The 8,247-nt window shown below is 70.4% G+C and carries 6 protein-coding genes and 1 pseudogene; 3 read left to right on the plus strand and 4 right to left on the minus strand.

Annotated features, from left to right (window positions below):
* Positions 1-805, plus strand: a pseudogene (locus ABZ749_RS23175) (DNA repair protein RadA); the annotation flags it as partial.
* 131 nt (positions 806-936) lie between these two features.
* Positions 937-2,121 carry a DNA integrity scanning diadenylate cyclase DisA gene (gene disA / locus ABZ749_RS23180; RefSeq protein ID WP_030327921.1) on the plus strand — a complete coding sequence of 395 codons (1,185 nt, stop codon included), beginning with the start codon at positions 937-939 and terminating at the stop codon, positions 2,119-2,121.
* Positions 2,122-2,127: 6 nt separating this feature from the next.
* Here disA and ABZ749_RS23185 read toward each other — a convergent pair whose 3' ends face one another.
* From ABZ749_RS23185 to ABZ749_RS23195, 3 genes are all read right to left on the minus strand, one after another.
* Positions 2,128-2,844 carry a hypothetical protein gene (locus ABZ749_RS23185; RefSeq protein ID WP_357231007.1) on the minus strand — a complete coding sequence of 239 codons (717 nt, stop codon included), beginning with the start codon at positions 2,842-2,844 and terminating at the stop codon, positions 2,128-2,130.
* Between the two features lie 106 nt (positions 2,845-2,950).
* Positions 2,951-3,523, minus strand: coding sequence for a peptide deformylase (locus ABZ749_RS23190; RefSeq protein WP_357231010.1), 573 nt, complete (start codon positions 3,521-3,523; stop codon positions 2,951-2,953).
* On the minus strand, positions 3,520-4,032 hold the full coding sequence (locus ABZ749_RS23195; RefSeq protein WP_357231013.1) for an ACT domain-containing protein: 513 nt from the start codon (positions 4,030-4,032) through the stop codon (positions 3,520-3,522). Before ABZ749_RS23195 ends, ABZ749_RS23190 begins: the two co-directional genes overlap by 4 nt.
* 96 nt (positions 4,033-4,128) lie before the next feature.
* Here ABZ749_RS23195 and ABZ749_RS23200 point away from each other — a divergent pair, with 96 nt between their 5' ends.
* On the plus strand, positions 4,129-5,040 hold the full coding sequence (locus ABZ749_RS23200; protein WP_357231016.1) for an A/G-specific adenine glycosylase: 912 nt from the start codon (positions 4,129-4,131) through the stop codon (positions 5,038-5,040).
* 219 nt (positions 5,041-5,259) lie between these two features.
* Here ABZ749_RS23200 and ABZ749_RS23205 read toward each other — a convergent pair whose 3' ends face one another.
* Positions 5,260-7,803: an ATP-dependent Clp protease ATP-binding subunit gene (locus ABZ749_RS23205; protein ID WP_355005940.1), complete on the minus strand. Its 2,544-nt coding sequence runs from the start codon at positions 7,801-7,803 to the stop codon at positions 5,260-5,262.
* Positions 7,804-8,247: the final 444 nt, after the last annotated feature.

Genomic DNA, 8,247 nt, shown 5'->3' on the forward strand with positions numbered 1-8,247 from the left:
TCGGCGAGCCAGACCGACTTCGACTTCGTCCGGCAGCTCATCGACCGTGCTGGTCGGGCACGTCACCAAGGACGGCCAGGTGGCCGGGCCTCGGGTGCTGGAGCACCTGGTCGATGTGGTGCTGCACTTCGAGGGCGACAAGCACTCGTCGCTGCGCCTGGTGCGCGGCGTGAAGAACAGGTTCGGCGCGGCCGACGAGGTCGGCTGCTTCGAGATGCACGAGGGCGGCATCAGCAGCCTGGCCGACCCGTCCGGGCTGTTCCTGACCCGCTACGCCGAACCGGTCCCGGGCACCTGCGTGACGGTGGCCATGGAGGGGCGGCGCGCCCTGGTCACCGAGGTGCAGGCGTTGATCGGCGCGACCGTGGCGGGCTCTCCCCGGCGCACCGTCTCCGGTCTCGACTCGGCGCGACTGGCGATGGTGCTCGCGGTGCTGCAACGGCGCACCGAACGGCTGACCCTGCACGACCGGGAGGTCTTCGCCGCCACTGTGGGCGGGATCCGGGTGGTGGAGCCGGCCGCCGACCTGGCGGTGGCTCTGGCGGTCGCCTCCGGCGGGCTCAACCTGGCGATCGCGCCGCACCTGGTGGCGATCGGTGAGGTGGGGCTGACCGGCGAGGTGCGCCGGGTCGGGGCGGTGCCGCGCCGGCTGGCCGAGGCCGCCCGGCTGGGGTTCAAGGTGGCCCTGGTGCCGCCCGGCTGCGGCCCGACCAGCACCGGTGCCGGCCCCGAGCAGATGCGGGTGACCGAGGTCACCGACGTCCGTTCGGCGCTGCACCATGCGGCTCGCGCGTCCGCCGAGTGACCCACCGTGCCGACGAGGGCGGCGAAACCGGACAGCACGTCGCAAGCGGGAAACGTTGGAAAGGGCGGCATCGTGACACATCACAGTAACCACGACAGCACCCACCGCACGGCAGTCCGTAGACTGTGCCCGTGCCGATCGACCGCGATACCACCAAGCCAGCCGGCGCGCCGCCCCAGGCCCGCACCGGCGCCGTGGGCTCGCCCGCCCGCCCGATCAGCGTGAGCGTGACTGCGGGGGCCGCCGGGAGCGCCGGAGATCCGCTACGGGCCAATCTCGCCCTGATGGCCCCGGGCACCGCGCTGCGCGACGGTTTGGAGCGCATCCTGCGGGGTCGCACGGGCGCGCTCATCGTGCTGGGCTACGACAAGGTGGTCGAGGGCCTCTGCACCGGCGGCTTCCCGCTGGACGTGGAGTTCTCCGCGACCCGCGTGCGCGAGCTGTGCAAGATGGACGGCGCTGTCGTGCTCTCCAGCGACGGCACGAGGATCGTCCGGGCGGCGGTGCACCTGATGCCCGACCCGTCCATCCCGACCGAAGAGTCCGGCACCCGGCACCGCACCGCCGAGCGGGTGGCCCGCCAGACCGGCTACCCGGTCATCTCGGTCAGCCAGTCCATGCGGATCATCAGCCTCTACGTCAACGGCCAACGGCACGTGCTCGACGACTCGGCGGCCATCCTCTCCCGCGCCAACCAGGCGCTCGCCACCCTGGAGCGCTACAAGCTCCGGCTGGACGAGGTCTCCGGCACGCTCTCCGCCCTGGAGATCGAGGATCTGGTCACCGTGCGCGACGCGGTGGCAGTGGTGCAGCGGCTGGAGATGGTTCGCCGGATCGCCGACGAGATCGCCGGCTACGTGGTGGAGCTGGGCACCGACGGCCGCCTGCTCGCCCTCCAACTCGACGAGCTGATGGCCGGCGTTGACGCCGACCGGACGCTGGTCATCCGGGACTACCTCCCCGTCGGCCGCAAGTCGCGCACCCTGGACGAGGCTCTCGTCGAGCTGGACCTGCTCGGTGCCACCGAGCTGATCGACCTGGTGTCGGTGGCCAAGGCAATCGGCTACCCGGCCGCGTCCGACGCGCTCGACGCCGCGGTCAGCCCGCGCGGCTTCCGGCTGCTGGCCAAGGTGCCCCGACTGCCGGTGGCAGTGGTCGATCGCCTGGTGCTGCACTTCGGCAGCCTCCAGCGTCTGCTCGGCGCGACAGTGGAAGACCTGCAAGCCGTCGAGGGGGTCGGCGACGCCCGGGCCCGCGGCGTCCGTGAAGGGCTGTCCCGGCTCGCCGAGGCATCCATCCTGGAACGTTACGTCTGACCCGGCTCAGCCGGTGACGGTGAGCTTCACCGGGTCGCTGAGCTTCGTGCCGACCCGGGCGAACACCTGATACGACCCGACCGGCGGGAACGGTCCTCCGGCCAGCGCGCCGTCACAACGGCTGGTGTCCCGCCCGTTCCAGGGCACCTGGTAGGAGCGCTCGAAATTCGGCGTGAAGGACTGCACGTCCGAGCCCTCGACCTTGCCGCAGGTGTCCGACGACCAGACCTTCTCGGCCCCGGACTTGATGAAGATCTCCTGGAGGTCGGCGCCGACGTTGCGACTGCACGTCCGGTCCGACGTGTTCTTGATCCTCAGTTGCAGCTCGACCACCGCGCCCCGCTGCACCGAGGTCGGGCTCGCCGACGAGACCACGCTGATCTCGCCGTCGGTGCAGGTGCCGTCGTCCTCCGAACCGGCCGCCGCGCCCAGCGGCGGTGTGTTGCTGGTGATTCCCGGGCTCGGACTCGTCGCACCCGAATCAGCGGACGCGGACGACGCCGGAGCGCCGGTCTGCGGTGTCAGCACCGGCCCTGCGGGGCCTGACGTCGCGGCGGACGTCGCCGACGGCGACCCTCCCGCCTTCGGATCCTTGTCGCCGGAACGACCCGAACCGGTACAGGAGTAGAGCAGGACAATCAGGAACAGGAACCCCGCTCCGAGTACGACGGCGCGACGCCGCCAGTACACGGCGGGTGCCAGGGGGCCGACCGTCAGACGCATGATGCCCTCCACCGTAGCCGCGCCGTACCCGGCAGTGCGGCGCGACGCGCCGGAGCCACTCCGAGGCGCCCAGGCAACCCTCCACTGAGGACGGCCCGCCACCCGGTCACAGGTAGACCTTGCGCTGATAGACCGCGTGCGCACCGGCCACCCGGTCCAGGAAGAGCAGCCCCGCACAGTGGTCGATCTCGTGCTGCAACGCCCGAGCCTCGAAGCCGTCGGTCACCAGCCGGACCGACTCGCCGCTGCCCGGCAGATCACCCTCCACCACCAGCCGGCTGGCCCGCTTCACATCGCCCGTCAGGTCCGGCACCGACATGCAGCCCTCCCGGCCCGGCTTCCACCGCGTCGCCTCGACCACACGCGCGTTGCACAACACGAAGGTGCCGTGCACCGTCACCGCCTTGGGGTGCCCGGTCACGTCGACGGCAAAGACCCGAGCGCCCACCCCGACCTGCGGCGCGGCCAGCCCCACGCAGCCCGGCGAAACCTTCATCGTGGCTATCAGGTCGGCCGCGAGTTGGACCGTCTCCTTTGCCGTGGGGTCGACCTCGTCCGCGGCCCGACTCAGCACCGGATGCGGGGCGGACACCACCGCCCGCACCTCGCCCGGCACGTCCAGTGACTCCGGAGTCCAGTCCCCCAGGCCGACCGCCGGCCCACGCTCCTCGCCGGTCACAACAGGTCCGGGTCCGCCGGGCGGAGGGTGACCTCCACGCCCAGCTCGGCAGCCGTCCGGTGCAGCCGGTCGAGCAGAGTCTCCGCCACACCGGCCGGCAACTCGACCTCCGCCAGGACCACGTAGAGCGCACCGGTCAGCCGGGTACTCAGGTCGGTGACATTCCCCCCGGCGTCCACCAACACCCTCGTCATCGCCGCGACGATCCCCATCCGGTCCGAACCGTGCACCGCCATCACGTACGGCTCACCCACCGGAGGAACATCGCCGTCCGGGGTGACCGCGCGTACCGTCGCCAGCAGCTGGCCCTCGGCGGTCAGCGACGCCAGTGCGGCCTCGACCTCGGCGGCGGCCGGGCCGGTGCAGATGAGGGTCATCGCGAAATGCCCCCGCAGCCGCGTCATCGTGCTGTCGGTGAGGTTCGCGCCCAGTCGGGCCAGCACCTCCGCGACGTCGGCCACGATGCCCGGCCGGTCCCGACCGATGACGGTGATCGCGAGCTCGTTCATCCGCGCATTCTCCCCCGCCCGCCGAACGAGGACGTGGCACCCCGCCCGAACCGCCCACCCAACGGGAACGCCGGGCGTGACATCATCGACGACGCCATGACTCAACCCGACTTCGCCACACTGGTCAGCCGATGGTTCCAGCAGCACGCCCGTGACCTGCCGTGGCGCGAGCCCGGCGTCACCCCGTGGGCCATCCTGGTCAGCGAGGTCATGCTCCAGCAGACACCGGTGGTCCGGGTGGTGCCGGCCTGGCAGGCCTGGCTGGCCCGCTGGCCCGAACCGGCCGCGTTGGCGGCGGACACCCCGGCCGAGGCGATCCGGATGTGGGGACGCCTCGGCTACCCCCGCCGGGCGGTCCGGCTACGCGAATGCGCTGTCGCGATCGTCGACCGGCACGGCGGCCAGGTGCCGGACCGGCTGGAGCAACTGCTCGCTCTGCCCGGCGTCGGCACGTACACCGCTCGGGCGGTGGCGGCCTTCGCGTACGGGCAGCGGCACCCGGTCGTCGACACCAACGTACGACGGGTGGTGTGCCGGGCGGTGGCCGGCGAACCGGACGCCGGGCCCGTCACCCGGCCAGCGGACCTGGTCGCCACCGAAGAGTTGCTTCCGACCGAACCGGCCGCAGCGGCACTGGCCAGCGCCGCGTTCATGGAGCTGGGCGCGGTGATCTGCACGGCCCGGTCACCGCGCTGCACCGCCTGCCCCGTCGAGTCGGTCTGCGCCTGGCGGGCGTCCGGCCAGGAGGCGCCGGCCGGGCCGACCCGTCGACCCCAGCGGTACGCGGGCACCGACCGACAGGTTCGCGGTCTGTTGCTCGGAGTGCTCCGGGACAGCACCGGACCGGTCCCACACCAGCGGTTGGACCAGGTCTGGACCGACGACGTGCAACGCGCCCGCGCCCTAGCCGGGCTGGTGCAGGACGGGCTGGTCGAACCCGCCGGCACCGACTCCTTCCGCCTGGCCGGTGACGGCCCGTCCCTGCCAACAGCAGACCTCACCACCTGACCGTCCACGGGCGCATCCTGCGCGCCAACTGACGGGCCACACGGCCGCCCGCACTCGGTGTCGGGCGCGCCGGATGCCACTACATCCAGGTTGCTGCGCGATCTTGGGAGCCGAGCCCTTCACGGGGAGCGGGGACGGCGGCGGGGCGGGGTGAGGGGGCGCGAAAAGGCGGGGCCCCGGTGGCTTGCGCCACCGGGGCCCCGCCCCTTGCCGGTTGTGTTACTCGTCCACGCCCGCGGCGGCGGTGCCAGCGGCAGTGCCACCGAGGTCGGCCGGGACGGCGTCCGGAACTTCGATCGGCTTCTCCGAGCCCCGGAAAACGAGCTTGGACTTGTCGATGTCGTCCGGGTCGCCCTCGCAGTCCACCACGATGATCTGACCCGGGATCAGCTCGTTGAACAGGATCCGCTCGGAGAGGTTGTCCTCGATGTCGCGCTGGATCGTGCGACGAAGCGGACGGGCACCGAGCACCGGGTCGAAGCCCTTCGCGGCCAGGTACTTCTTGGCGTTGTCGGTCAGCTCCAGACCCATGTCCTTGTTCCGCAGCTGGCCCTCGATCCGTTGGATCATGATGTCCACGATCGAGAGGATCTCGCTCTGGCGCAGCTGGTGGAAGACGATGGTGTCGTCGATCCGGTTGAGGAACTCAGGCCGGAAGTGCTGCTTGAGCTCGTCGTTGACCTTCTGCTTCATCCGGTCGTAGGTGGACTCGGAGTCCTCCGACTGCTGGAAGCCCAGCGACACCGCCTTGGCGACGTCACGGGTGCCCAGGTTGGTGGTCAGGATGATGACCGTGTTCTTGAAGTCCACGATCCGACCCTGACCGTCGGTGAGCCGACCGTCTTCGAGGATCTGCAGGAGCGTGTTGAACACGTCCGGGTGGGCCTTCTCGATCTCGTCGAAGAGGACCACCGAGAACGGCCGACGCCGCACCTTCTCGGTCAGCTGCCCGCCCTCGTCGTAGCCGACGTAGCCGGGAGGGGCACCCACGAGCCGGGAGACCGTGTAACGGTCGTGGAACTCGGACATGTCCAGCTGGATGAGGGCGTCCTCGCTGCCGAAGAGGAACTCGGCGAGCGCCTTGGACAGCTCGGTCTTACCGACACCGGACGGGCCGGCGAAGATGAACGAGCCCGACGGGCGCTTCGGGTCCTTCAGGCCGGCCCGGGTACGCCGGATCGCCTTCGAGACCGCCTTGACCGCGTCCTCCTGGCCGATGACGCGCTTGTGCAGCTCGTCCTCCATGCGCAGCAGGCGCGAGGTCTCCTCCTCGGTCAGCTTGTAGACCGGGATGCCGGTCCAGTTGCCGAGAACCTCGGCGATCTGCTCGTCGTCGACCTCGCTGACGACGTCCAGGTCACCGGCCTTCCACTCCTTCTCCCGCTGAGCCTTCTGGCCGAGGAGCTGCTTCTCCTTGTCGCGCAGCTGGGCGGCGCGCTCGAAGTCCTGCGCGTCGATCGCGGACTCCTTGTCGCGGCGCACCTGGGCGATGCGCTCGTCGAAGTCACGCAGGTCTGGCGGCGCGGTCATCCGACGGATCCGCATCCGGGCACCGGCCTCGTCGATCAGGTCGATCGCCTTGTCCGGGAGGAAGCGGTCGGAGATGTACCTGTCGGCCAGAGTCGCGGCAGCCACGAGGGCGGCGTCCGTGATCGAGACACGGTGGTGAGCCTCGTAGCGGTCCCGCAGGCCCTTGAGGATCTCGATGGTGTGGGCCAGCGACGGCTCACCCACCTGGATCGGCTGGAAGCGGCGCTCGAGAGCGGCGTCCTTCTCCAGGTGCTTGCGGTACTCGTCGAGCGTGGTGGCACCGATGGTCTGCAGCTCACCACGGGCCAGCATCGGCTTGAGGATGCTCGCGGCGTCGATCGCGCCCTCGGCGGCACCCGCACCCACCAGGGTGTGGATCTCGTCGATGAACAGGATGATGTCGCCGCGGGTGCGGATCTCCTTGAGCACCTTCTTGAGGCGCTCCTCGAAGTCACCGCGGTAGCGGGAACCGGCGACGAGCGCGCCCAGGTCGAGCGTGTAGAGCTGCTTGTCCTTGAGGGTCTCGGGCACCTCGCCCTTGATGATCTTCTGGGACAGCCCCTCCACCACGGCGGTCTTACCGACGCCGGGCTCACCGATCAGGACCGGGTTGTTCTTGGTACGGCGGGAGAGCACCTGCATGACCCGCTCGATTTCCTTCTCGCGCCCGATGACCGGGTCGAGCTTGCCCTCGCGGGCGGCCTGGGTCAGGTTACGGCCGAACTGGTCCAGCACCAGGCTGGTCGACGGCGCGGCCTCACCCGGCGCGGCGCCCGCCGCGGCAGGCTCCTTGCCCTGGTAGCCGGAGAGCAGCTGGATCACCTGCTGGCGGACCCGGTTGAGGTCGGCGCCGAGCTTGACCAGCACCTGGGCGGCGACGCCCTCGCCCTCACGGATCAGCCCGAGCAGGATGTGCTCGGTGCCGATGTAGTTGTGGCCGAGCTGCAGCGCCTCGCGCAGCGACAGCTCCAGCACCTTCTTGGCCCGCGGCGTGAACGGGATGTGCCCGCTCGGCGCCTGCTGGCCCTGGCCGATGATCTCCTCGACCTGCTGGCGGACGCCCTCCAGGGAGATGCCGAGGCTCTCCAGGGCCTTTGCCGCGACGCCTTCACCTTCGTGGATCAGGCCCAGCAGGATGTGTTCCGTACCGATGTAGTTGTGGTTGAGCATCCGGGCCTCTTCTTGGGCCAGGACGACAACCCGTCGCGCTCGGTCGGTGAACCGCTCGAACATGCCCTCGTGCTCCTCACGTGCCGTGCGCCTTGATGGTCAAGATCTTGGCGGGGCCGGTGCACGAACGTCCAGGACGGGCGTCCGTGCCTCCTTACTCTATCGTCGCTGACCGACTCCGCTGAGGTCGTGTGTCTCTGCTCTGGGTCGGTTCCACGTCGTTTTGAACAACCGTCCGCGCTCAGGAGGTGTTCCGGTAGCCCTGTCGCTACGCGCAGAGCGAAATCCGACTGACTCGACGGAAGCCCGATCCGGGGTCCCGAAGCGCTCCGGGAGGCCCCGGAGGGCGGACCGGCGGTCGCGACGAGCGCCGCGCCGGCCCTTGGGGAAGGTTATCCACAGGCTGTGGACAGCTGTTCCACTGGTTGTGGACAACGCCGGTCGGCCCGGAATGCTTCCCGGCCCCGAACGGGCACGATGACGCCGTCCGGATACGGCGACGCCGGC

Origin of the sequence: Micromonospora sp. NPDC047753 (assembly GCF_040642735.1) — a bacterium.
In the GTDB taxonomy this organism is placed as follows: domain Bacteria; phylum Actinomycetota; class Actinomycetes; order Mycobacteriales; family Micromonosporaceae; genus Micromonospora.